The 23461-nt window shown below is 55.9% G+C and carries 20 protein-coding genes; 14 read left to right on the forward strand and 6 right to left on the reverse strand.

Annotated elements, in window-relative coordinates:
- Nucleotides 1-68 precede the first annotated feature (68 nt).
- From QOY30_RS00175 to QOY30_RS00235, 13 genes are read left to right on the forward strand one after another with little or no spacing between them, the layout of a single operon-like run.
- Nucleotides 69-527, forward strand: coding sequence for a response regulator (locus QOY30_RS00175; RefSeq protein WP_502958674.1), 459 nt, complete (start codon nucleotides 69-71; stop codon nucleotides 525-527).
- On the forward strand, nucleotides 517-882 hold the full coding sequence (locus tag QOY30_RS00180; RefSeq protein WP_283742625.1) for a response regulator: 366 nt from the start codon (nucleotides 517-519) through the stop codon (nucleotides 880-882). Before QOY30_RS00175 ends, QOY30_RS00180 begins: the two co-directional genes overlap by 11 nt.
- A gap of 13 nt (nucleotides 883-895) precedes the next feature.
- Nucleotides 896-1393 (forward strand): chemotaxis protein CheW, encoded by a 498-nt coding sequence (locus tag QOY30_RS00185; RefSeq protein WP_283742626.1) that lies wholly within the window; start codon nucleotides 896-898, stop codon nucleotides 1391-1393.
- Between the two features lie 23 nt (nucleotides 1394-1416).
- Nucleotides 1417-3444, forward strand: coding sequence for a methyl-accepting chemotaxis protein (locus QOY30_RS00190; protein WP_283742627.1), 2028 nt, complete (start codon nucleotides 1417-1419; stop codon nucleotides 3442-3444).
- A gap of 9 nt (nucleotides 3445-3453) precedes the next feature.
- Nucleotides 3454-8655, forward strand: coding sequence for an Hpt domain-containing protein (locus QOY30_RS00195; RefSeq protein WP_283742628.1), 5202 nt, complete (start codon nucleotides 3454-3456; stop codon nucleotides 8653-8655).
- Between the two features lie 31 nt (nucleotides 8656-8686).
- Nucleotides 8687-9247 carry a YqgE/AlgH family protein gene (locus QOY30_RS00200; protein WP_283742629.1) on the forward strand — a complete coding sequence of 187 codons (561 nt, stop codon included), beginning with the start codon at nucleotides 8687-8689 and terminating at the stop codon, nucleotides 9245-9247.
- Nucleotides 9240-9803, forward strand: coding sequence for a Holliday junction resolvase RuvX (gene ruvX, locus QOY30_RS00205; protein ID WP_349496667.1), 564 nt, complete (start codon nucleotides 9240-9242; stop codon nucleotides 9801-9803). Before QOY30_RS00200 ends, ruvX begins: the two co-directional genes overlap by 8 nt.
- Nucleotides 9800-10753, forward strand: a complete 954-nt coding sequence (locus QOY30_RS00210) for an aspartate carbamoyltransferase catalytic subunit (protein WP_283742630.1) — start codon at nucleotides 9800-9802, stop codon at nucleotides 10751-10753. Before ruvX ends, QOY30_RS00210 begins: the two co-directional genes overlap by 4 nt.
- Nucleotides 10750-12024 (forward strand): dihydroorotase, encoded by a 1275-nt coding sequence (locus QOY30_RS00215; protein WP_283742631.1) that lies wholly within the window; start codon nucleotides 10750-10752, stop codon nucleotides 12022-12024. Before QOY30_RS00210 ends, QOY30_RS00215 begins: the two co-directional genes overlap by 4 nt.
- A 10-nt stretch (nucleotides 12025-12034) precedes the next feature.
- Nucleotides 12035-14077 (forward strand): M3 family metallopeptidase, encoded by a 2043-nt coding sequence (locus QOY30_RS00220; RefSeq protein ID WP_283742632.1) that lies wholly within the window; start codon nucleotides 12035-12037, stop codon nucleotides 14075-14077.
- Between the two features lie 15 nt (nucleotides 14078-14092).
- On the forward strand, nucleotides 14093-14602 hold the full coding sequence (locus tag QOY30_RS00225; RefSeq protein WP_283742633.1) for a glutaredoxin family protein: 510 nt from the start codon (nucleotides 14093-14095) through the stop codon (nucleotides 14600-14602).
- The gene (xth, locus tag QOY30_RS00230; protein ID WP_283742634.1) at nucleotides 14599-15357 is read left to right on the forward strand and encodes an exodeoxyribonuclease III; all 759 of its coding nucleotides are present in this window, start codon (nucleotides 14599-14601) and stop codon (nucleotides 15355-15357) included. The genes QOY30_RS00225 and xth overlap by 4 nt, the downstream gene beginning before the upstream one ends.
- Nucleotides 15354-16160, forward strand: a complete 807-nt coding sequence (locus tag QOY30_RS00235; RefSeq protein ID WP_283742635.1) for an alkaline phosphatase family protein — start codon at nucleotides 15354-15356, stop codon at nucleotides 16158-16160. Before xth ends, QOY30_RS00235 begins: the two co-directional genes overlap by 4 nt.
- A 16-nt stretch (nucleotides 16161-16176) precedes the next feature.
- Here the strand turns inward: QOY30_RS00235 and ntrC are convergent, their stop codons facing one another.
- The 5 genes from ntrC to QOY30_RS00260 form a co-directional block, all read right to left on the reverse strand.
- Nucleotides 16177-17577: a nitrogen regulation protein NR(I) gene (ntrC, locus tag QOY30_RS00240; RefSeq protein WP_283742636.1), complete on the reverse strand. Its 1401-nt coding sequence runs from the start codon at nucleotides 17575-17577 to the stop codon at nucleotides 16177-16179.
- Complete coding sequence (gene glnL, locus QOY30_RS00245) at nucleotides 17574-18635, reverse strand: nitrogen regulation protein NR(II) (protein WP_283742637.1); 1062 nt, start codon at nucleotides 18633-18635, stop codon at nucleotides 17574-17576. Before glnL ends, ntrC begins: the two co-directional genes overlap by 4 nt.
- A 37-nt stretch (nucleotides 18636-18672) precedes the next feature.
- Complete coding sequence (locus QOY30_RS00250; protein WP_283742638.1) at nucleotides 18673-19149, reverse strand: DUF4124 domain-containing protein; 477 nt, start codon at nucleotides 19147-19149, stop codon at nucleotides 18673-18675.
- Between the two features lie 115 nt (nucleotides 19150-19264).
- Nucleotides 19265-20680, reverse strand: coding sequence for a type I glutamate--ammonia ligase (glnA, locus tag QOY30_RS00255; RefSeq protein ID WP_283742639.1), 1416 nt, complete (start codon nucleotides 20678-20680; stop codon nucleotides 19265-19267).
- 184 nt (nucleotides 20681-20864) lie between these two features.
- Nucleotides 20865-22040 (reverse strand): cation diffusion facilitator family transporter, encoded by a 1176-nt coding sequence (locus QOY30_RS00260; RefSeq protein ID WP_283742640.1) that lies wholly within the window; start codon nucleotides 22038-22040, stop codon nucleotides 20865-20867.
- A 75-nt stretch (nucleotides 22041-22115) separates the two neighbouring features.
- Between QOY30_RS00260 and QOY30_RS00265 the strand changes: the two genes are divergently transcribed.
- Nucleotides 22116-22568 (forward strand): rhodanese-like domain-containing protein, encoded by a 453-nt coding sequence (locus tag QOY30_RS00265; protein WP_283742641.1) that lies wholly within the window; start codon nucleotides 22116-22118, stop codon nucleotides 22566-22568.
- Between the two features lie 48 nt (nucleotides 22569-22616).
- Here QOY30_RS00265 and QOY30_RS00270 read toward each other — a convergent pair whose 3' ends face one another.
- Nucleotides 22617-23441: an undecaprenyl-diphosphate phosphatase gene (locus QOY30_RS00270; protein ID WP_283742642.1), complete on the reverse strand. Its 825-nt coding sequence runs from the start codon at nucleotides 23439-23441 to the stop codon at nucleotides 22617-22619.
- Between the last annotated feature and the right edge of the window lie 20 nt (nucleotides 23442-23461).

Below are 23461 nucleotides of genomic sequence, written 5' to 3' on the forward strand. Positions count from 1 at the left end.
TAACGCACCAAGAGGCGCGGAAACATTGAACGCACGAGGACAAATGCGGTAGCATCTGGGGTATGGGGGTGTCCATCGCAAGATGGAAACAAATCAATCAGGGAAAAGGTGACGACGTGGGTGAAGGTCTGGCTGGAATCCGTGTGGTGCTCATTGACGACAGCAACACCATACGCCGTAGCGGCGAGATATTCCTGTCGCAGGCCGGTTGCAAGGTTGTACTTGCCGAAGACGGTTTCGACGGCCTTTCCAAGGTGGTCGACAACAAACCCGACATTATCTTTGTTGATGTCATGATGCCTCGTCTGGATGGATACCAGACTTGTGCGCTCATCAAGAACCATCTCGAATTCAAAAATACGCCGGTAGTCATGCTGACCAGCAAGGACAGCCTGTTTGACCGTGCGCGCGGCAAGCTGGTCGGTGCCGATCAGTATTTGACCAAGCCGTTCAGTAAAAAAAGCTTAATTGAAGCAGTGACTATGCATACAACCAAACACAGCGGGGGGATGGAATATGGCAATTAACAAGGTGATGGTCGTGGATGATTCCGCAACGGAGCGCCACGTGCTGGGGGATATCCTGGGCAAAAAGGGTTATTTGGTGGTGTATGCCGAGAGTGGTGAGAAGGCGGTAGAGAATTCCAGGACAGAATTGCCAGACCTGATCCTGATGGATGTGGTCATGCCCGGACTGAACGGTTTTCAGGCTACCCGCGCGATTACGCAAGACCCGGCAACAAAACACATACCGGTCATCATCTGCACTACCAAGGGGCAGGAAACCGACAAGATATGGGGCATGCGCCAGGGTGCAAAAGACTACATCACCAAGCCGATCGGTGCGGAAGAACTGCTCGGCAAAATCGCGGCTTTAGGCTAGGTACCGGGCCGACATGTCAAAACGTTTCAACCTGCGCGAGTTCCAACAGAATGTGCTGGACCGGCTGCAAGCCCAAGTGGCTGGCGGCAACAAAAGTGTCTCTACCCTGGGGGTGCAGGTAGGCGAAGATTTCTGGCTGGTCGATATGTCGGACATCAACGAAGTTCTGGCTCCACCACCATTGACACGCGTGCCTTTGACCAAGCCATGGTATTGCGGCGTCTCCAATGTGCGCGGCAATCTTTACAGTATCGTCGATTTCGGCGTCTACACAGGCGGGGCGGTGATTCCGCACGAAGGGCAAAGCCGCGTGCTGCTGGCTGGCCAGAAGTTCTCCTTCAATGCGGGATTGCTGGTGTCGCGCGTACTGGGACTTCGCAACGCCACAAACTGGGAGCGTAGCGAGGATGATGGTGAGGTTCGCCTGAAGGACGGCAGCGGACAAGTGTGGCACAAACTGGAAATGGCCAAGCTGCTGCAACAACCGGAATTTTTACAGATCGGGGCGTAAGTTACGCCCAGAAGGAGAAAGATATGGCATTTAAGTTACCGTTCAAATGGTCGAATAAAAAATCGCCGAATTTCGCCAATAAGAACAAAAGCGAAATCAAGGCGAAAGAGGTCAAGACGATACAAATTCCATGGTTCAGTCAACAGTCTTTCGACAAGCAACTGCGCGTCCTGGGTGCTTTGCTGCTGCTTTTTCTGTTCATCGCGGCCGCATTTACCTATATCGACACGCGCGACACATCCTACGGATCGCACTATGTAGCGAAATCTTCCAAATTGCTGATGTTGTCGCAACGGCTTGCGAAAGATGCGGCAGCCAGTTTCTCGGGTGACTCGGCGGCATTCGAAGAATTGGGCGATACCCGCACCGAATTTTCAGCCATCCTTGAATCGCTGGACAAGGGCAGCGAAAAATTTCCCCCTACTGAAGGTGCTGCACGTGACCCGCTGAATGACCTGTTGGCTCACTGGAAGCGCATGAGCACCTTGATGGACGAGCTGGAAAAAGGACGTCCGCTGCTGGTGACGTTGCAACGCGGTGCCGCAGGGCAACGCGACATGATCAACCTGGCCAATCAGGTTGCCGAAAGAGCCGCACCCGCTTATAAGCAGAAAGCGGACCGCCTGAACCTGCTGGTGGAGCAGATAACCGGCGCCGTGCAGATGGTGTTGACTTCGGCCTCGACGGAAGATTTGCCGGGGCTGGACGCGAAGATGAACGAAGCGCAAACACTGATCAACGAATTGCCGCAGAGCGATGCGACAGTAATGTTGCTGAAGGACGACTTCGAAGGCTATCAGTCGGTGGTAGGTTTCATTGCCGCCAATGCGGGCGATGTGTTGACTTCGCGTCTGGCGGGGCGGCGAGTCCAGGAAGAAGGCGACCAATTGCTTTCGGCAACGCAAAACCTGGTGAACAGTTATGAAGGTTCAACGACCGGTCGTTTGTCCAGCTTTGCGGTGTTCTTCTCCGGCGGCATGGTTCTGCTGTTGTTGTTGATGCTTTCCAAAATATATCTGGACGAATCCAAGCGCCGCGAACGCGAGGCTGGGCAAACCAACCGCAACAACCAACAGGCTATTTTGCGCCTGATGAACGAACTGTCGGATCTGGCCGACGGCGATCTGACTATTCGCGCAACAGTGTCGGAAGACATCACCGGCGCGATCGCAGACTCGGTCAACTACACGACAGACGAGTTGCGAAAACTGGTCTTGCGTGTGACTGCGGCTTCGAAGCAAGTGGAACGAGCAACGGGCGAAGCCGGTGCGGTCACCAAGGAGCTGCTGAACGCGACGCTGAAACAGGCGGCAGAGATCCGCGACGCGGGCGGCGCGGTCGAGCTCATGACGAAATCCATTCAGGAGGTGGACAGCAGTGCTGCTCAATCATCCGAAGTGGCACGCCGGACCCTGGCAGTGACCGAACAAGGCGCCCGTGCGGTGCAGAATTCGGTATCCAGTATGGACAGCATCCGCGAGCAGATCCAGGATACTTCCAAGCGCATCAAACGTCTGGGCGAGAGTTCGCAGGAGATCGGCGAGATCGTGGACCTGATCTCGGACATTACCGAACAGACCAACGTACTGGCGCTGAACGCGGCGATCCAGGCCGCGTCTGCAGGCGAAGCGGGGCGAGGTTTTGCGGTGGTGGCGGAAGAAGTGCAGCGCCTCGCGGAACGTTCAGGCGAGGCGACCAAGCAGATTGGTATGCTGGTGAAGACCATTCAGGGCGACACGCAGGATGCCGTGACGGCCATGGAAAAGAGTACTCAGGGCGTGGTCGAAGGAGCCCAGTTGTCCAATGCTGCCGGTCAGGCACTGCGCGAGATTGAGAAATCCACGCACGAACTGGCCGACCTGGTGAACAGTATCTCGGTCTCCACGCAGGTACAGACGGATATGGCGCGCGAAGTGGCGGGCTTCATGAACGACATTCTGAAGATCACGGAACAGACGTCGCACAGTACGCAACGCACGAACGCATCGGTTGCTCAGATAGAAAGCATGGCGACAGAATTGAACAGTTCAGTATCCGGTTTCAAGCTGTAAAGGTCGAACGTGCAGGAGCAATTCAATCCCTTGCCGTTGTTGTCAGTCAAGCCCGGGCTGGACAGTTCGTTGGCGAACATCAGCCGGGATCTGGAGAGTTATTTTTCGTCCGCAGGAGCCAATCGGCAGGCGCTGAAAAATGCCCGGGAAGAGCTGCACCGCACCAGCGGTGTATTGCGCATGCTGACGCTCACAGGACTGTCAGTATTCTGTGCTGAGCTGGAAAAACTTCTGCAGGAACTCGAACAGACGGAGAACGTTAGCGCCTTGCGTCGCGAGGCCATCCGCCGTGCATTGTTTGGATTGACGCATTATCTGGATGCCCTCGCTGACGGTGCAAGCAACGCTACCCTGCGCCTGTTCCACGAGTATCAGGAGCTGCTTCAGGCGCGCGGACAGGAAATGGCCTTCGAAGTGGATCTGTTTTTCCCTTCTTTGCAGGTAGAGTTACCCGAGACCCTGTTGCAGCAACCCCAAGTGAGCGACGCACTGGTGCACATCAAGTCTGCCCGCATGCAGTACCAGCAGGCGCTGTTGAAATGGTTGCGCCATGACGGCACAGCGGAAGCTTTGCACGCGATGATGGCGTCTGTGCGCAACGTCATCGTTTGCGTGCCGCAGAATCTGCAACGGGCTTATTGGTGGGTATCGTTCGGTTTGCTGGATTGCATTCTCCATGAAGGCATTCCGCCGGAACTAAGCGTCAAAAAATCGCTTAGTCGCATCGACCTTAAAATGAAAGCGCTGATTGACGGGAACGCTTTCGACGAAGAGGTTTCCATCAGCGAAGCACTGTATCTCATTGCACGCAGCCATTCCGTAAGCGATACGGTCGAGCAGATCAAAAAAGTCTATGCATTGAATGACTACCTGCCCGAAGACCAGCCCATGCCGCCAAGCGAGACGGCAGCCCTGCTCGATAACATGCGCGCGGAACTGAACGTGGCCGAAGCATCATGGGAACAATGCATAGCCGAAGCCGCCGGTGCTTGCCAGAAATTTGCCTCTGACATGGAAAAGGTGCACGGCCTGTCCGAGCAGCTTGACCGCAATACCCTGCAGTTTTTGAGCAAACAAATCCATGCCACCGCACTGCAAGCCGATGAACCGGAGCGGGCGCAACGCATCTCCATGGACATGGCGATGGCTTTGTTGCTGCTGGGCAGCGGGATCGAGCATTACCAGCATCTGGGCAGCGGTTTTCAGGAACAGGCACGCATTCTGAGTTCGCGTTTGCAGGCCGGCATGATGCGTATGCCGGAAGACGCGAACAAGCTGTCCAGCCTGATCTCGCTTTACTGCCAGATGGAGCAGCAGGAAGTCATGGTGCCGTTGGCTGTCGAAATGCAGGGCAATCTGCAAAACATCGAGCAAAATCTGAACGCCTTTTTCAATAATGCCGCGAAACGGACCGAATTGTCTCAGATCGGGCGGATGCTGAGCCAGGTGCAAGGAGGATTGCACATTCTTTCGCTGGACGCGGCGGTGCAGCTGATTGGCCTGTTGCGCCAAGTGGCCGAGGGTTACGTACAGGGTGGAACCCCCTCAGCTTCCGAGATGCGCAAGGTAGCCGCTGCTGTCAGTACCCTGGAAGAGTATGTGCATAGTCTCGTGCTCGGTCACAAGCCGGATCCCTCGTCGCTGAACAATGTTTTGCAAGATATCGCCGAAATGCGCACAGCAGAGGGACATGAAGAAACAACTGTGAAACAGGAAGAGGCCGTTCCGACCGGTGTCTCGATTCGGACGGGCGGCGAAGACGAAGAGTTGCTGGAGGTTTTCCTGGAAGAAGCGCGCGAAGTCATGGAGACCTTGCGCAACAATCTGGAGATCAGCCGTTTGCATATGGACAGCCGAGAACCGCTGGTGACCATGCGCCGCGGGTTCCATACGCTCAAAGGCAGCGGCCGCATGGTCGGGCTCACCGAACTGGGCGAAGTCGCCTGGGCGGTGGAACGTGCGATGAACAAATGGCTGCAGGAGAACAAACCTGCCACGCCTGCGTTGCTTGACATGATCGGCGATGCCGAGGTTTTGTTTCAGCACTGGGTGGACATGTTGAGCAGCGGCAGCACGAGTGCCATCATCGACACCTCGTATTTGCTCAATGTGGCCGACTGCATTGAAAACGGCAAGCCTTTACCGCAGTCTAGGCTCGAACAGCCGACAGCGGAAGCGCAGAACGAAACAATCCAAAATACAGAGGAAGGTCCCGTCGAGATCGGATCGGTCAGTCTGTCTCTGGCATTGTTCAATATCGCCACCGATGAAGCGGCCGGTCACGTGCATGCGCTGTACGAGCAGCTTGCGCTACTGCATGAGACTGCATCGCATATCGTCACCTATGAGTTCATGCGCGCAGCCCATACATTGGCAGGCGTGAATCGCACCATGGGTTTCCCGCAGGTCGCCGAACTTGCATACGCGTTGGAACAGTGGCTGGAAGAACGTATCGACAAGCCGAATATAGTGAACGAGCAGCAGATGATGCTGATCGATCAGGTGGTGCAAAAACTGGACGAAATGTGTGTCATGGTGCGTGAACACCGTCTGGAACCCGCACCGGAACCGGAACTGATTGCCCAACTGCTGGCGAACAAGGAAATTGCGGAGAAAGAATCAGACGCACAGGAACAGGAGGCTCTTCCAGAACCGGAAATTCAACTCTTAACTGCAGCAGCTGAAAATATCACGGAAGCTGAAACGACGCCCGAAGCCGTGTCGGACTTTGGGTTCACGGCGGAAGCTCCGTCGAAGACTACCGAAGAACTGCAGACATGGGAAATGCCCGAACCCGAAGTGGAGACAGTTACTTCTGAATATCGACTCCAGACCGGACCGGCCATCGAATTGCAGCCTGAAACACAGCCGGAAATCGCGCCGGTTCCGGAAACCGCAAATGAGAGGCTTGCAGTAACGAAGGAAGTGGAGCAATCGTCTGCTCATGTCGAACGCGGCGTACACGACGAGGTGGACGAGCAGTTATTGCCTATCTTCCTGGAAGAAGCCCACGAATTGTATCCGCAGATAGGCAGCACTTTGCGCGCATGGCGCGAGCAGCCGAACGACGCACAATTGGGCCGCAACCTGCAACGCAGCTTGCATACGCTCAAAGGCAGCGCCCGCATGGCCGGTGCGATGCGTCTGGGCGAGCTGACACACCGAGTAGAAGACCGTGTGGAAAGAACGATGGCCGAAGGTGGCTATGACGCTGACCTATGGGGTGAACTGGATAACTATCTGGACCGTATCGGTAACGCCATCGAACAACTGCAAACTCCGCAAGCGGCTGTAGAAGCTGGCGTTACACAACAGTCTGCCGAGAAAGCAAAGCAGCAACAATTCGAAGTTACCCAGATTGTACCGGCCCAGGCATTGGAGGTCGGCGCCGAGCGCGCCATGCAGGCGGCCTTACTGCGCGTACGATCCGATACGGTAGACAGGCTGGTGAATGAAGCGGGCGAGATCAGCGTGGCGCGTTCGCGTGCCGAGCTGGAGTTGCGGGAATTCAAGAACAGCGTGCTGGACCTGACCGACAGTGTGAACCGGCTGCGCAAACAACTGCGCGAAATCGAGATCCATGCCGAAGGGCAGATGCAGGCACGCATATCGGTCAGCGGCGAAAGCGCGGAAAAATTCGATCCGCTCGAATTCGACCGCTTTACCCGATTCCAGGAAGTGACGCGCTTCATGAACGAAAGCGTGCACGACGTTCAGACAGTGCAACAGTCGCTGCTGAAGAACCTGGCGGAGACCGAAGCGGCACTCAGTGCGCAGGCTCATCTCAACCGCGACCTCCAACAAGGCCTGATGGCAATTCGCATGGTGCCTTTTGCCAGCATCAGCGAACGTCTCTATCGCATCGTGCGCCAGACCGGCAAAGAACTGGGCAAGCGCGCCAACCTCGAACTATCCGGCACAGAGGTCGAGCTGGATCGCAGTGTGCTCGAAAAGATGACTGCCCCGTTCGAACATTTGCTGCGCAATGCCGTTGCGCACGGCCTGGAAACATCGGAGCAGCGTGTAAAAGCAAACAAAGAGCCGATAGGCGAGATTCGCCTGTCCCTGCGTCAGGAAAGCAACGAAGTCGTGTTTGATTTCAGCGATGACGGCGCAGGTTTGGATATCGCGCGTGTGCGCCAAAAAGCAGTAGAGACGGGCGTGTTGCAGGAAAACGAGGAAATCAGCGATGAACAGGCGATGCAACTGATCTTCACGCCGGGGCTTTCAACCGCAGAGGAAGTGACCGAAATCTCCGGTCGCGGAGTGGGTCTGGATGTAGTGCGCAGCGAGATTACCGCGCTGGGCGGACGAGTCGATGTCGCATCCGTCCCCGGGCATGGCGTGCAATTTACCATCCATTTGCCGTTGACGCTGGCAGTGACTCAAACCTTGATGGTGCGCGTCGGGCAGTCCATTTACGCCCTGCCTTCGAACATGGTCGAGAACGTACAGCAACTCAAACCGGCCGCGTTGGAAGCTTCATATAAACAGCAATACATAGATTGGCAAGGTGCCCGCTATCCTCTGTACTTCCTGGCGCGCCTGTTGGGCGACGACGAGGCGGAGATCGTAAATCAGCCGCACAATCCGGTTCTGCTGCTGCGTTCCGGCGAAAACCGCATCGCAGTCCATGTCGACGAACTGCTCGGCAATCAGGAAGCGGTGGTAAAGAACATTGGTCCGCAATTGGCCCGTTTGCCCGGGATAGCGGGAGCAACGGTGTCCGGTAGCGGTACGGTCATCCTTATCCTCAACCCGATTGCTTTCACTCAGCGCATCGTCGTGACGCGCAAGATCGCCAAAGCGGCCAAGCCGGCAGTACGCAGTTTGCCGACAATCATGGTCGTGGATGATTCGCTCACAGTACGCAAGATCACAAGCCGCTTGCTGGCGCGTTCGGGTTACCAGGTCATTACGGCCAAAGATGGCGTCGATGCGCTGGAACAGCTCATCGATGTGTTGCCGGATGTGATGCTGCTGGATGTGGAGATGCCGCGTATGGACGGATTCGAACTGACCAAGCGCTTGCGCCAGGATGTCCGTACCCAGGACTTGCCGATCATCATGATCACCTCGCGCACTGCCGACAAGCACCATCGCTATGCAATGGAGCTGGGCGTGAACGAATATATGGGCAAACCCTATCAGGAAGAAGAATTGCTGGCAAACATCGCCCGCTTCGTTGCTGCCGGACCGAAGCCAAATTGAGATTAGGGCGCAGGCAGATTACAATGCACCCATGTCCGAGCTGAACCTCACCAATCACTTTCTGATCGCCATGCCGGCGATGACAGATCCCTTTTTTGCCAAGTCCCTTACCTATGTGTGCGAACACAACGAGCAGGGTGCGATGGGTATCGTGGTGAACCGCCCGATCAGCCTGACCTTGAGCGAATTGTTTGCCCAGATAAATATGCCATTGAAACCGGTCGAGCTTGAAGATGTACTGGTGCATTTCGGCGGGCCGGTGCAGACCGACAGGGGATTCGTTCTGCACGATACGGGCGGGCCGTGGCAATCGACCCTGCAAGTCAACGACAAGATCGGCCTGACAACCTCCAGGGACATACTTCAGGCGGTTGGCGAAGGACAGGGCCCGCAGCATCTGCTGGTGACGCTGGGTTATGCCGGGTGGTCCGAAGGCCAGCTGGAGCAGGAACTTGCGGACAACGCCTGGCTTAGCGTCCTTGCGTCCGAGCATATCCTGTTCGAACTGCCTGCCGAAGAAAGACTGCCGGCGGCGATGGCATTGCTCGGCATCGATTTCGCGTCCCTTTCCGACGAGGCCGGACATGCCTGACAAGGCTGGAATCAGGATTGAGAATTCAGGATTGAGCAAGGCGCAGGAAATTGAGAAACCAGCAATAACACCAACACATAGTGCCACTGCCAGTTCCCCAATCCACAATCCACAATCTCCGATTTTATCCGGCACGTTGCTCGCATTCGATTTCGGCACAAAGCGCATCGGTATCGCGGTGGGAAATACCGTATCGCACACGGCTCAACCGCTCACCACTATCAATGACGAGAAAAATGATGTGCGCTTTGCCGTCATTGCCAGGCTCCTGGAGGAATGGCAACCGGCAGCGCTGGTGGTTGGCCTGCCGCGCAACGACGACGGAACGCCGCACGAAATGACCGCATTGTGCCGCCGCTTCGCCAACCGTCTGAAAGGACGCTTCAATTTGCCTACTTTATTGGTTGATGAGCGCTATACTTCCGCTGCCGCGAGTTCAGTGCTGGATGAAGCGGGAATACACGGCAGAAAACAGAAACCCCTCATCGACCAGTATGCCGCGCAACAGATACTGCAGGCATATTTCGAAGAACCCGGCGCAGGAATCTACGCATGAAAAACCCTCAGTTAAACAAGAACGGCGAGCTGCAGCACCTGCTGACCACCGACGGCCTGCCGGCGAGCATCCTCCGCTATCTTCTGGATCGGGCAACCGATTTCGTGAATGTCGCCGAGGGTCGCGAAATCAAAAAAATCCCGTTGTTGCACGGCAAATCGGTGTTCAACATCTTCTTTGAGAACAGCACGCGAACGCGCACCACCTTCGAGATTGCTGCCAAGCGTTTGTCCGCCGATGTAGTGAATCTCAACATCGGTTCGTCCAGTACCAGCAAGGGGGAGACCCTGCTGGATACGGTGGATAACCTGTGCGCGATGCATGCAGACATGTTCGTGGTGCGGCATTCATCCAGCGGAGCGGTACACCTCATCGCCCAGCATGTCGCGCCGGAAATCCACGTCATCAATGCCGGCGACGGGCGTCATGCGCACCCCACGCAAGCGTTGCTCGACATGTTTACCATCCGCCACTACAAAAAAGAATTCCACAACCTGCGTGTCGCTATTGTCGGCGACGTGTTGCACTCGCGCGTGGCGCGTTCGCAGATCCACGCACTCACAACCTTGGGCGTACCCGAAGTGCGCGTGGTAGCGCCGAAGACGCTGCTGCCTACGCATGTCGAAAAGCTCGGCGTGCAGGTTTATCACAACATGAAGCAAGGCCTCAAAGACGTCGATGTGGTGATGATGTTGCGCCTGCAGAACGAGCGCATGCAGGGAGCGTTGCTGCCCTCGGCACAGGAATATTTCAAATATTACGGACTGACTCAGGAGCGACTGGCAGAGGCCAGGAGCGATGCAATCGTGATGCACCCTGGACCCATGAATCGCGGCGTGGAGATCGACTCCAGCGTGGCGGACGGTACGCAGTCCGTCATCCTGCCGCAAGTCACGTTCGGGATCGCGGTACGCATGGCAGTCATGAGTACTCTGGCGGGGGCCAAATGAACATTCATATCAAAAACGGTCGCCTGATTGACCCCAGAAACCAGATCGACGCACAGCTGGACGTGTTCATCGCCGACAAACATGTCGCCGCGATCGGCAAGGCTCCGCAAGGATTTGTCGCTGGTCAGGTAATTGATGCCGACGGCTTGATCGTAATCCCCGGTCTGGTGGATGTCGCCGCACGTTTGCGTGAACCCGGCTACGAATACAAAGCCACCCTGGAATCGGAGATGGATGCGGCGATGGCGGGTGGCGTGACCTCGCTGGCCTGCCCGCCTGATACCGACCCGCCGCTGGACGAGCCGGGCTTAGTGGAGATGCTGAAACATCGCGCCCGTTCTCTCAATCAGGCGCGCGTGTTTCCGGTCGGTGCGCTGACGTACGGTTTGAAAGGCGAAGAACTGACCGAGATGATCGAGTTGACGGAAGCGGGATGCAAGGCTTTCAGCCAGGCCGATGCGCTGCTCACCGATACGCGCGTGCTGATGCGTGCCATGCAATACGCGGCAACTTTCGGGTACCGCGTGTGGCTGCGTCCGCAAGATGCCTTCCTCGCCAAAGACGGCGTGGCGCACGACGGTGAAGTGGCAACGCGTTTTGGTTTGCCCGCGATCCCGGTGGTGGCCGAAACCATTGCACTTTCAACCATGCTGCAATTGGCGCGGGAAACCGGCGTCAAGCTTCATGTCTGCCGCATCTCAAGTGCCGAGGGCGTGGAGATGGTCCGGGTCGCCAAAAGCCAGGGACTGGCGGTGACATGCGATGTATCCATGAATCACGTGCACCTGACGGAAATGGATATCGGTTTCTTCGACTCCAACTGCCATCTGATGCCGCCGCTGCGCAGCCTGCGCGACAAGGCAGCTTTGCGCCAAGGCCTGCTCGACGGAACGATAGACGCTATTTGCTCAAACCACTCGCCGGTGGATGAAGATGCCAAACTATTGCCCTTCGCCGAAGCAGAGGCGGGGGCAACCGGCATGGAGTTGTTGCTGCCGCTGGTACTGAAGTGGGCAGAAGAAGACAAGGTATCGTTGTCCGATGCGCTGGCGCGCGTCACCACCAATCCGGCACAATTGCTCGGCGTAAAAGTGGGACATCTTTCGGTCGGGGCGCATGCAGACGTGTGCATATTCGATCCCGCGGCCGCGTGGAAGGTAGAACCATCTGCACTGAAGAGCCAGGGCAAGAACACGCCGTTCAACGGTTACACCATGCAAGGCCGCGTGCGACACAGTATTGTCGAAGGTCACCTTGCATATTCAATCTAGGTCGTCATTAATGAATCCATTGCTTGATATCTCCGGTCTGCCGCGTTTTGCGGAGATCAAACCCGAACATGTCACTCCCGCTGTCGATGAACTGCTGACGCGTAACCGCGCGCTGACAGCAAAATTGCTGGCTGATGGTACTCAGCCAACTTGGGAGAATTTCATACAGCCGTTCGAGGATGCCAACGAGCATTTGTCCCGCGCCTGGGGGCAGGTCGGGCATCTCAACATGGTGATGAACGGCCCGGAATTGCGCGAGGTTTACAACGCGAACCTGCCCAAGGTCACCCAGTATTATGCCGAGCTGTCGCAGAATCTTGCCCTCTATCAAAAATATAAAGCCATCCGCAACGGCGACGCCTACGCGGCATTGAACGCGGAGCAGCGGAAAGTCATCGAGAACGAACTGCGCGATTTCCGCCTGGGAGGAGCGGAGCTGCCGGAAGAGAAGAAGGCACGCTTCATGGCGATACAGGAAGAACTTTCCGAGTTGACCTCGAAATTCTCCGACAACCTGCTGGATGCGACCAATGCATACACCTGCGTGATCGCCGACGAAAAAGAAATCTCGGGCATTCCGGCAGACGAATGCCGGGTGGCCGCTGAAGCCGCGCAAGAGGCCGGCAAGAGCGGCTGGTTGTTCACGCTGAAAGCGCCTTCCTACGGCCCGGTGATGCAGTATGCCGACAACCGTTCTTTGCGTGAACGCTTGTACCGTGCATATACCACGCGTGCCAGCGAGCAATTGTCGGAGGGAAGCAATTTAGGTTGGGACAACACGCCGCTGATGTCGCAGATATTGAAGCTGCGTGCGGAGTTGGCGCAGATGCTGGGTTTCGACAACTACGCGGAGTTTTCACTGGCAAGCAAGATGGCCGATACGTCGGCTCAAGTGTCCGAGTTCCTGCTCGAATTGGCACAACGCGCGAAGCCGTTTGCGCAAAATGACCTGAAAGAATTGCGTGAATTCGCCGCAGCCCGGCTCGGACTGGAAGAATTGCAGGCCTGGGATGTCGGTTACGCGAGCGAGAAATTGCGCCAGCTGCGCTATGCGTTTTCCGAACAGGAAGTGAAACAGTACTTCCCCGAGGACGCCGTGCTGACAGGGCTCTTCGGCCTGGTGGAGACCTTGTTCGGGCTCGACATCAAACCATCTACGGCACCAACATGGCACGAGACCGTGCGTTTCTTCGATATCTGTGACAACCAAGGCAAACTGGTCGGCCAGTTCTATCTCGACTTGTATGCGCGTGCCAGCAAACGCGGCGGCGCGTGGATGGACGATGCCATCACAAGGCGACGCACCGCCAGGGGCATCCAGACTCCGGTGGCCTACCTCAATTGCAACTTTGCTTCGCCGCTCGGGGGCAAGCCTGCGCTGTTCACACACGACGAAGTCATCACCCTGTTCCATGAGTTCGGTCACGGTCTGCACCATTTGCTGACGCAAGTGGAAGAACTGGGCGTGTCCGGTATCAACGGTGTGGAGTGGGATGCGGTCGAACTGCCCAGCCAGTTCATGGAGAATTTCTGCTGGGAGTGGGATGTGCTGCAAGGCATGACCCGGCACGGCGAAACGAAAGAAAAATTGCCGAGGGACTTGTTCGACAAGATGATCGCTGCGAAGAATTTCCAGAGTGGTCTGCAGATGCTGCGCCAGATAGAGTTCTCGCTGTTCGATCTGCGCATGCACAGCGACTACGATGCGAATGGGAAGCAGACTGTGCAGCAGTTACTGGATGAAATACGGAAGGAGGTCGCCGTACTCATACCGCCCCCATTCAACCGCTTCCAGAATAGCTTTGCACATATATTTTCCGGTGGTTATGCGGCGGGCTATTACAGTTACAAGTGGGCGGAAGTATTGTCGGCAGATGCATACAGCCTGTTTGAAGAGAACGGAGTACTGGATGCGGCTACAGGCAGTCACTTCCGCGAACAGATACTGGCGGTGGGCGGCAGCCGCGACGCGATGGACTCATTCATCGCATTCCGCGGACGCGAACCCAGGATTGACGCGCTGTTGCGGCATAATGGCCTGGCAAGTGCTTAAGTCAAGGAGGGGATGATGAGAAATGCATTTCTATTGATCTGTCTCGCGATGTTGGCGAACGTCCAGGCCGCTGACCTTTACCGGTCGATCGACAAGGATGGGAAAGTGCATTACAGCGACAGTCCGTTAATGGGCTCGGAGGATGTGGAAAAGCTGAAGCTGGACAGTGAACCGGTACCCGATGAAAGCCTGCCTTATGAGACAAGGATCGCCATGCAGAATTTCCCGGTCACGCTATATTCCTTCCCCGATTGCGGCTCGATTTGCGCAGAAGCGCGCGATCTGCTGAACAAGCGCGGCATCCCGTTTACGGAAAAGAGCCTGGTAAAGAAGGAGGACATTGACGCGTTCCACCTCGCATCCGGAAACAGCCTGTTGCCCGCAGCGACCATAGGCAAGACCTGGCTTAAAGGCTTTCTTGCCGAACAATGGAACAATGAACTGGATATTGCGGGTTATCCCAAAAGCGCGCCACCGACCTACCGTCCTCGTCCTGCCGCGTCGGCAGTTCAACCTGCGCAATGAAACTGGCAACCTGGAACGTCAACTCGCTCAAGGTGCGTTTGCCGCACCTGCTGGAATGGCTGGCGGTGAATCCGGTCGACGTAGTCTGCTTGCAGGAGACCAAGCAACAGGATGCGGATTTCCCGCATGCCGAGTTGCAGGAAGCAGGCTATCACAGCGTTTTCAGCGGGCAGAAGACCTATAACGGTGTGGCGATTTTGAGCCGCGAACAGATCAGCGATGTGCAGTATGGCATTCCGGATTTCGAGGATGAGCAGAAGCGCGTTATTGCAGCGACCGTCGGTGGCATACGCGTGGTGTGCGTGTATATCCCAAACGGCCAGGAGGTCGGCTCCGACAAGTACCAATACAAGCTCAAATGGCTGGGTGCGCTGACAGCCTGGCTGAAAGTCGAATTAGTCAGGTACCCCAAACTCGCCTTGCTGGGCGACTACAATATCGCGCCGGAAGACCGCGATGTGTACGATCCGGTCGCCTGGAAAGGCAATGTGCTGGTCAGCGAACCGGAACGTGCGGCGTTCCAGGGCATGCTGCAATTGGGCCTTGTCGATACTTTCCGCATGTTCGAGCAGGAAGAAAAAAGCTATTCATGGTGGGATTACCGCATGATGGCGTTTCGTCGCAACATGGGACTGCGCATCGACCATATCCTTGTCAGCTCAGGTCTGCAGTGCAAGGGATGTCATATCGACAAGGCACCGCGAAAATTGGAACGTCCGTCCGATCACACACCTGTGGTAGCGGAAGTCGCGTGAAAAATTACTGGCTGCTGTCGCTGCTGTTGCTTGCGCATCCTGTCATAGCAGGAGAGCTGCCGCGCCCGGATCACATCGTCATTGTGATCGAAGAAAATAAATCGTTTACGCAGATCATCGGCAACCGGGAAGCGCCCTATATCAACGCGCTGGCCCAGCGCGGGATGTTGTTCACGCAGTCCTACGGTGTGACGCACCCGAGTCAGCCTAATTACCTGGCCTTGTTCACCGGTTCGACCCGCGATATTGCCAGCGATGTCTGCCCGCTTGAACTCGGCGGCGACAATTTGGCCGCTGCGTTGCAGGCTAAAGGATCCAGCTTTGCCAGTTATGCGGAGTCGATGCCGGAAACCGGTTACGAAGGTTGCATGTACGGTGCGTACATGCGAAAACACAATCCGCTTGCCAACTGGAAAGAGCTGAAGCATCTCAATCAGCCCTACAGCGCGTTTCCACAACATTTCGAGAATCTTGCTACGGTTTCGCTGGTGATTCCGGATCAGCGCAACGACATGCACGATGGCAGCATCGCGCAGGGCGACGACTGGCTGAAACAACACATCGAACCCTATCTGCAATGGGCGATGGCGCACAACAGCCTGATGATCCTGACTTGGGACGAAGACGACGGCACTGCCAACAACCATATCGTAACCATCATGATCGGTCCCATGGTCAGGCGCGGCAGCAACGCTCAGCGCATCAACCACTACAACATCCTGCGCACGATTTCAGAGATGTACAGCCTGCCAAGCCTGAATGAAAGTGCCCATGTCCAGCCGATCATCGGAGTGTGGCAATAACGGCTAAATCGTTGTTCTATTCGTTTGCGCTGTCCAGTCCCAATTCCTGAATCTTGCGCGTCAATGTATTGCGCCCCATGCCGAGCAATGTCGACGCGTCGATACGGCGCCCGCCGGTATGTTGCAAAGCCTGGGTAATGAGCGTGCTTTCGAATTGCTTGGTGAGGTTATCAAGGATATTGGGCTCGTTGCGTTGCAGGGCCAGCGCAACTTGCTGTGCAAGCGCAGTGCGCCAGTCCTGATTGAGCGTGGTGCTGGCGTGCGTGTCACGCCATTCCGCGGGAAGGTCGGCGATTTCCACCGTACGAGTGGGTGTCATGACGGTGAGCCAGTGACACAGGTTTTCCAGCTGGCGCACATTGCCCGGGATATCCTGGGCAGCGAGGTAGTTCAGCGCGGCTTCGCTCAGGGTCTTTTGTTCCACACCCAGTTCTTTCGCACTCTTCTGCAGGAAATATTTTGCCAGCAAGGGGATGTCCTCGCGCCGTTCGCGCAGAGGGGGAAGGCGCAGGCGGATGACATTCAGGCGATGGAATAAGTCCTCGCGGAACAGGCCCTGCTTCACGCGCTCGTCCAGATTCTGGTGCGTGGCGGCGATGATGCGCACGTTGGCCTTGATCGGCTGATGTCCACCGACGCGATAAAAATTCCCGTCCGACAAAACACGTAACAAGCGGGTTTGCAGCTCGGCCGGCATATCGCCGATCTCATCGAGAAACAGCGTGCCGCCTTCGGCCTGTTCGAAACGTCCGTGCCGCGTGGTGGTTGCACCGGTGAATGCGCCGCGCTCGTGCCCGAACAGTTCGGATTCCAGCAGGTCCTTGGGAATGGCGGCGGTATTGATCGCGACGAAAGGTTTGTCCGCGCGCGGGCTGTGGCGGTGCAAAGCTTGTGCGACCAGTTCCTTGCCGGTGCCCGATTCGCCGTTGATGAGCACGGTGGCATTGGATTGGGCCAGGCGCCCAATGGCACGAAACACTTCCTGCATGGCGGGGGCATGGCCGAGGATGTCCGGAGCAGCCTGTGCGTCGTCCGATTGGGTGCTCTTGCGCAGGCTTTGCTCCAATGCGCGCCGTATCAGCTCGACCGCGTGATTCACATCGAAAGGTTTGGGCAGATATTCGAATGCGCCGCCCTGAAAAGCCGACACCGCACTTTCCAGGTCGGAATAGGCGGTCATGATGATGACGGGCAAATTCGGAAAATCGTTGCGAAGTTTCTGCAGCAATTCCAGTCCCGAGCTGCCGGGCATGCGGATGTCGCTGATCACCATCTGCGGCAGGTTGCCGGGAAGTTCTGCCAGTGCCTCGTCGGCGGAAGCAAAACTCTTGTATTCGATCTCTTCGCGCGCAAGCGCCTTTTCCAGCACCCAGCGGATTGAGCGGTCGTCGTCGATGATCCAGACAGGTTTGGTCATGTTTGTTTCCCTAAATGTGTGAGCGGCAGTATCACGGTGAAGCAGGTACGTCCGGGTTCGCTTTCAAATTCAATACTGCCCTGGTGCTGGCTGACAAAATCCTGGGCCAGGGTAAGGCCAAGCCCGTGGCCGTCGGCGCGGCCTGATACCAGCGGGTAGAATATCTTGTCGCGCAAATGAGTGGGGATGCCGGGGCCGTTATCGATGATCTGCACCATCACAGCGAGGCGATGCAGTTTCTTCATCAGGGTGACTTGGCGGGTGATACGTGTGCGCAACAGGATCTGCCCTTTTCCATGCATGGCCTGTGCCGCGTTACGCACGATGTTGAGTACAACCTGAATGAGTTGTTCCTTGTCACCATGCAGTTCCGGCAGGCTCAGGTCATAATCGCGCTGGATAAGCAGCCCTTCGGGCAATTCGGCCAGCACTACACTGCGTACGCGTTCCAGAACTTCATGGATATTGAGCGCACTAAAATGGGGCGCGTGTTGCGGAGTGAGCAATTTTTCCATCAGGGAACGCAAACGATCGGCTTCCTGGATGACCACCTGGGTATATTCGCGCAAGGCTGGCTTTTCCAGTTCCTGTTCCAGTAGCTGCGCCGCGCCGCGTATACCTCCCAGCGGGTTCTTGATCTCGTGCGCCAGATTGCGCAACAACAGCCGGTTGGCCTGGGTCTGATCCAGCATCTGTTCTTCGCGCGCCAATTTCAGCGGGCGGTCGATAGTGTGAAATTCCAGCAACAATGCGTAAGGGCTGAGCTGCAGCGGAGTGGCGGTACAGCTCAGGTGCAGTTTGTTCCCGGTAGCATGCGTGCTGAGTGTAAGTTCATGCTCGATGTGGCTGGCGTGGGTGGCAAGTGCGTACTGGATTGTTCCGAACAGTTGTTCGGTGGATGTAAAAGCATATTGCAGCGGATGACCGATCAGGTTGGTGTTGCTCAGTCCGAACAGATGTTCGGCAGCAGGGTTGATATAGGCGATACGCGACTGATCGTCCAGCAGGATGACTGCAGTGGAGAGATGTTCTAGCGAGGGAAGGTTAGCGGTTGACATGACTAACTACAAAGCAGAAAACATGCCATGCAATTTGCTAATTGAGGTGGGAAAGTTCGGTTTTAAGCGCTTCGATATTTTTCTCGTGCGAGGTTACGTCTTCCTGCAAGTTATTCACTTTCTCTTGATATTTGGCGACATCGGGGGTCGGCTGCCCGTTCGCATCTTTGAACATTTCGGGAAAGTTCTGGCCTTCTTTCTGTTTGGCGCGAGCCTCCTCAAGCGCCTTCTCTTCGGTCGCCAATTCGTCTTCCAGTATTTTTCGGCGGGTGTTGTCGCGACGGTTCTGCGTTTCAGAATTTACGCGGAAATCGGATGAACCTTCACTGTTGCGCTGTTTCGGCGGCGGGGCCATGGTTGGCAGTGGTTCGAGGTGGAGTTTCTTTGCACCCTTGATGGGAACGCTCGAATAAGTAACATGACCATCTTCATCCACACGCTTGTAAATATCTGCATGGGCGCCAATAGCAAATGTCGCCGAGCAACACAAAACGAACAGATGACGTAGTTTCATGGTTGTACCCGAGTTGCGATGAAGAGAGTATAGGTTAAGGTTCGCGCGCTGAGAAGACTGCCATAAAAAGAAACGGGGCCATGAAGGCCCCGTTCTTTATACCACAACCATAAACTTACAGGCTGTAGTACATGTCGAATTCGACAGGGTGAGTCGTCATGCGGAAGCGGGTGACTTCTTCCATCTTCAAATCGATGTAGGCATCGATAAAGTCATTGGAGAAAACTCCGCCACGGGTCAGGAACTCGCGATCCTTGTCCAGGTATTCCAGGGCTTGCTCGAGGCTGGAACACACGGTTGGGATCTTTGCGTCCTCTTCCGGCGGCAAATCGTACAGGTTCTTGTCTGCCGGATCGCCGGGGTGGATCTTGTTCTGAACGCCATCCAGGCCGGCCATCATCAGAGCGGTGAAAGCCAGGTATGGGTTTGCAGTCGGATCCGGGAAGCGTGTTTCGATACGGCGTGCCTTGTCGCTTTGCACGTAAGGAATACGGATCGAAGCAGAACGGTTACGTGCTGAGTAGGCCAACTTCACCGGAGCTTCAAAACCGGGAACCAAGCGCTTGTAGGAGTTGGTGCCGGGGTTGGTGATTGCGTTCAGTGCACGGGCGTGTTTGATGATGCCGCCAATGTAGTACAACGCAAACTCGGACAGGCCGGCGTAACCATTGCCGGCAAACAGGTTCTTGCCGTCTTTCCAGATCGATTGGTGCACATGCATGCCGGAACCGTTGTCGCCGACGATGGGCTTAGGCATGAAGGTCGCTGTCTTGCCGTATTGGTGCGCGACGTTTTGCACAACGTACTTCAAAGTTTGCGTCCAGTCGGCACGTTTTACCAGCGTGCTGAACATGGTACCAATTTCACATTGTCCGGCAGTAGCCACTTCGTGGTGATGAACTTCGACCGGGATGCCGATTTCTTCCAGCGCAATAACCATGGCAGCGCGGATGTCGTTCAGGCTGTCTACAGGCGGGACAGGGAAATAACCGCCTTTGACTGTAGGACGGTGGCCGGTGTTGCCGCCATCAAAATCGTGACCGCTTGACCATGCAGCTTCTTCGGAATTGATCTTGACGGAACAGCCGGACATGTCGACTTTCCATTGTACGGAGTCGAATATGAAGAACTCGGGTTCAGGGCCGAAGTAAGCGGCATCGCCGAGTCCGGAAGACTTCAGGTACGCTTCTGCGCGTTTGGCGATAGAGCGCGGGTCACGGTCATAGCCCTTGCCGTCCGATGGTTCGATCACGTCGCAAGACAGCACGATGGTGGGTTCGTCGAAAAACGGATCAACGTAGACAGAGTCGGGATCCGGCATCAACAGCATGTCGGAAGCCTGAATGCCTTTCCAGCCGGCGATGGAAGAACCATCAAACGCGTGGCCTTCTTCAAATTTTTCCATACCGAAAGCGCTGATTGGCACACCAACGTGCTGTTCCTTACCACGGGTGTCAGTGAAACGAAAATCCACGAATTTGATGCCTTGTTCTTTGACTAGCTTCAGAACGTCGGCGGCTGTTTTAGACATACTCGAATCTCCCAAGAAAAATTAAACGATACTTTTGAAACAAAAAGGTTGGTACGACGGAACAGAAAGCAGCAGAAACCGTGCCATTAGCAAAATACTGCAAGAGGCACATTGTGCCATATTTGCCTGAGGGATGGGCATGCAACTCGCGCCCACGAATGGGGCGCATCCCAGCCGCTATGCACTAGAATGGTGCGCCGGATTGATAAAGGTGGATGCTGCGGAAATAGGGGTCGTTTGCGGTGATGGCGAGGCATTTATTGCGCAACGTATCGAGGGGTGCCTGGGTATCGATTAAAAGTTCCGCTTCCACTTTGCCAGCCAAATAATGCAGAACGATACGCGTGGAGGGTGGCAACGATTCTCCTAAACGGTTGGTAAGGTGCGCCAGCAACAGATGACGTTGCGGCAAATGGGCATTGGGTTTGGCTTGTACGTCATCCTCCGAGTCGATATGTACCATCACATCCATTACATGGTGGCTCTTCAGGACAGCCGCACGCGCAGCCTCGGCAATGTAATGCCCTTCCGAAACACTGATTTTGGGTTCGACGATGATGTGCGCATCTACCAGGGCGTTGTCTGCCATCTTGCGTGTGCGCAGGTCATGCAGTCCAATCACACCGGGCACTGCCTTCAAAGTATTACGGATTGCACGAACTTCAACTTCGTCCAAACCTGTATCGATCAATTCAGCCAGGGCATCCCGTGCAAACTGGATGCCCATATAAGCGATCATCACACCGACCACCGCTGCCGCAACCAGATCGAGAAAGGTATAGCCCAGCAGGTTACCGATGATGCCAATGATGACAACCAGCGAAGAAGCAGCATCGGAACGGGCATGCCAAGCATTCGCAACCAGCATCTGCGAACGAACGCGCTGAGCAATCGCGAGCATATATCGGAACATGCCTTCCTTTGCCGCCAGCGCGACAATGGCCACCCACAAAGTCACCGGATGCACAGATTGAACCTGTTCCGGATGTTGCAGGCGCATCCCCGCGGCAATCAGCAAGCCGATGCCCAGCGCCGCAAGGCTGGCGCCCAGAATCAACGAAGCGGCAGTCTCGATGCGTGCATGCCCATAGGGGTGTTCCGCATCGGCGTGTTTGTTGCCGTGCCGGTTGGCAAACAATACCAGTACATCGGAAAGCAGATCGGCAAGCGAATGCAGGCCGTCGGCCATCAGTGATTGCGACTTGCCGAAGAAACCGGCAAGCATTTGAGTAATGGTCAATCCCAGATTGATGAAGATGCTCATCCAGGTGCTTTTACGGGCGGCGGCAAAACGAACAGGATGGGCAGGCTCGAAAGCAGCGGACTTGTCGTGGGAATGAGATGCTGTGTGATTTTTCATGGCTGTTGGGATAGTATGCAACCGTGCAGTGCAGGATAGCACTTGCATGTTAAAGGATAAATACGGGTAAACGAAATGGGAAAGATCACCGAGATTTTAAATGCTGCCCAACAACGCGGGAAGGACCTTAACCTGCCGTACGCAGGTGCCCTGACACCGGAAGAGGCATATGAGTTGATGCGTTCCGCTCCCGGAGCAAAGCTGGTCGATGTGCGCAGTCGTGCAGAGATCGATTGGGTCGGGCGCGTTCCCGGTGCGGTGGAGATCGAATGGGCGACCTATCCCGGCATGAAACAGAATCCGAACTTCCTTGCAGCGCTGGAACAGCAGGTCAGCAAAGAAGCGTTGGTCATGTTCATCTGTCGAAGCGGTCATCGTTCACAGGGCGCGGCCATGATCGCCACTCAGGCCGGATACGGCGATTGCTATAACGTCCTGGAAGGCTTTGAGGGAGACAAAAGTCCAAGCAACCAGCGCAATGTACTTAACGGATGGCGAGTCTCCGGCCTGCCATGGGAGCAAAGTTGACCGGTAAACCGGTCGACAGATTAAAGAAAGCCCGCATAGCGGGCTTTTTTACGAGGCCGACCAGTTCACCATGCCGCTGTAATGGGTCGCAATCACAATCAGGCCAAAGGCGATGCGATACCAGGCGAATGCTGTGAAGTCGTGCCGACTGATATAGCGCAGCAGCCAGCGCACGCAAAAGAAGGCGCTGACGAACGAAAAGATACTGCCCACCACGAACATGCCAAGATCGCCCGAGTGGAACAGATCGCGGTATTTGACCACCTCGTAGACCGTTGCGCCGAACAGGGTAGGGATAGCGAGGAAAAACGAAAACTCTGTTGCCGCCTTGCGCGACAAACCGAAAAACAAACCACCGATGATGGTTGCACCCGAGCGCGACGTACCGGGAATCAGCGCCAGCGTCTGCGCACAGCCGACCTTCAGCGCCTCCTGCCAAGTCATATCGTCCACGGTCTCAAACGCAATCCGGTGCTGGCGCTTTTCCGCCCACAGGATGATTACACCACCGATAATGAATGCCAGCGCAACTGGCACAGGCGCAAACAAGTACTGTTTAATCTTGCTGGCGAACATCACCCCCAATACAGCCGCAGGCAGGAACGCCATGACGAGGTTGGTTGCGAAGCGCTGCGCGGTCCGATCATTAGGCAGCCCGCTTACCACGGTCAGGATCTTTGCCCGGTATTCCCAGCACACTGCCAGGATTGCCGCAAACTGGATCACAATCTCGAACACCTTGCCCTTTTCGTCGTTGAAGTTCAGCAGGTCGCCGGCCAGGATCAGGTGGCCGGTGCTGGAGATGGGCAGGAATTCGGTGAGGCCTTCGACAACGCCGAGAATGGCGGCTTTCAACAGTAATAGGGTATCCATGGAGTGGCGGAGTTTCGTGA

Origin of the sequence: Sideroxydans sp. CL21 (genome assembly GCF_902459525.1) — a bacterium.
In the GTDB taxonomy this organism is placed as follows: Bacteria; Pseudomonadota; Gammaproteobacteria; order Burkholderiales; family Gallionellaceae; genus Sideroxyarcus.

Coding starts and splice junctions, on each gene's coding strand:
- QOY30_RS00200 (WP_283742629.1), top strand. CDS start 8,687: ATGTCCGAGCTGAACCTCACCAATCACTTTCTGATCGCCATGCCGGCG.
- QOY30_RS00250 (WP_283742638.1), bottom strand. CDS start 19,149: ATGAAACTACGTCATCTGTTCGTTTTGTGTTGCTCGGCGACATTTGCT.
- QOY30_RS00260 (WP_283742640.1), bottom strand. CDS start 22,040: ATGAAAAATCACACAGCATCTCATTCCCACGACAAGTCCGCTGCTTTC.
- QOY30_RS00180 (WP_283742625.1), top strand. CDS start 517: ATGGCAATTAACAAGGTGATGGTCGTGGATGATTCCGCAACGGAGCGC.
- QOY30_RS00265 (WP_283742641.1), top strand. CDS start 22,116: ATGGGAAAGATCACCGAGATTTTAAATGCTGCCCAACAACGCGGGAAG.
- QOY30_RS00220 (WP_283742632.1), top strand. CDS start 12,035: ATGAATCCATTGCTTGATATCTCCGGTCTGCCGCGTTTTGCGGAGATC.
- glnA (WP_283742639.1), bottom strand. CDS start 20,680: ATGTCTAAAACAGCCGCCGACGTTCTGAAGCTAGTCAAAGAACAAGGC.
- QOY30_RS00270 (WP_283742642.1), bottom strand. CDS start 23,441: ATGGATACCCTATTACTGTTGAAAGCCGCCATTCTCGGCGTTGTCGAA.
- QOY30_RS00185 (WP_283742626.1), top strand. CDS start 896: ATGTCAAAACGTTTCAACCTGCGCGAGTTCCAACAGAATGTGCTGGAC.
- QOY30_RS00225 (WP_283742633.1), top strand. CDS start 14,093: ATGAGAAATGCATTTCTATTGATCTGTCTCGCGATGTTGGCGAACGTC.
- QOY30_RS00190 (WP_283742627.1), top strand. CDS start 1,417: ATGGCATTTAAGTTACCGTTCAAATGGTCGAATAAAAAATCGCCGAAT.
- ruvX (WP_349496667.1), top strand. CDS start 9,240: ATGCCTGACAAGGCTGGAATCAGGATTGAGAATTCAGGATTGAGCAAG.
- xth (WP_283742634.1), top strand. CDS start 14,599: ATGAAACTGGCAACCTGGAACGTCAACTCGCTCAAGGTGCGTTTGCCG.
- QOY30_RS00215 (WP_283742631.1), top strand. CDS start 10,750: ATGAACATTCATATCAAAAACGGTCGCCTGATTGACCCCAGAAACCAG.
- glnL (WP_283742637.1), bottom strand. CDS start 18,635: ATGTCAACCGCTAACCTTCCCTCGCTAGAACATCTCTCCACTGCAGTC.
- ntrC (WP_283742636.1), bottom strand. CDS start 17,577: ATGACCAAACCTGTCTGGATCATCGACGACGACCGCTCAATCCGCTGG.
- QOY30_RS00210 (WP_283742630.1), top strand. CDS start 9,800: ATGAAAAACCCTCAGTTAAACAAGAACGGCGAGCTGCAGCACCTGCTG.